The organism is Vibrio sp. Y176 (assembly GCF_033438945.1).
This window is the reverse complement of record NZ_JAWOQS010000353.1, coordinates 1-799: the sequence shown is the minus strand read 5'-3', so window position 1 is coordinate 799 and position 799 is coordinate 1. Positions and strand designations below refer to the sequence as shown.

Genomic DNA, 799 nt, shown 5'->3' with positions numbered 1-799 from the left:
AAAGGCGCATTCAGCGCCTTTTTTATTGCTCTGTCGCATCCAGCGTAAAAACGTAGAAGCCTTACTCAGAGATAAACTTTGGTCGTGATACACAATCAAAGTCCTCATCATTGAGCATCAAGAGGCTGTCTACCACCACTTCATTACGAGATTCTTTACCAACAAAGGCAATGTAGCTATCGACCGATGATAAACGGTCGACGACAAATGTCGGCAGGGTTTGGTTGAACTCTAGCGTCGAGAACTCTTTCCCTTTGCAGGTTTCAAATGCTTGACCATTCCAATAGCCTTGTACGAGGTTCTGCCCGTTGCGAGACTGCTCTTTGATGGCAACAACGACATCATTAGCTTCGGCTTTGTATCGATCAAGTTGCTCGCGCTGCAGCGGCAAGACTTTGCGATTTACGCGATATTGCTGATAAATCGCTTCACCATCTTTATTAAAGCGGATGTGGATTTGAAAAGGCACCAGTCTTTGCTTGGCATCGATTTGCTCACCTTTTCGAATCAACTCACGCAACTCGCCTTCATCCCAACGGTAATCACTTTTATACCAGCCATGATCACCCATCGTGACGTAATCTGCCGCGGTACTGACTCGAGTTAATCGCTCAGTCATCCAATACAAACTACTGGTGTCACCTACGGTTTTTCCGCCAGAAAAGTGGGTAAATTGTTCTAGATTAGGCGTTTCAACAGAAGAACAGCCAATAAGAGAAAGGCTAGATAGGAGGAGTGAAGTGAGTAGATGTTTTTTCATGAAATTGCACCGAGGCAGGATACCTCGGTGCATTCTAAC

The 799-nt window shown here is 45.3% G+C and carries 1 protein-coding gene; it reads right to left on the bottom strand.

Annotation, left to right across the window (positions count from 1 at the left end):
* Positions 1–61: 61 nt before the first annotated feature.
* Positions 62–760 (bottom strand): DUF1481 domain-containing protein, encoded by a 699-nt coding sequence (locus R7O13_RS26025; RefSeq protein ID WP_180784598.1) that lies wholly within the window; start codon positions 758–760, stop codon positions 62–64.
* Positions 761–799 lie beyond the last annotated feature (39 nt).

Coding starts and splice junctions, on each gene's coding strand:
- R7O13_RS26025 (WP_180784598.1), bottom strand. CDS start 760: ATGAAAAAACATCTACTCACTTCACTCCTCCTATCTAGCCTTTCTCTT.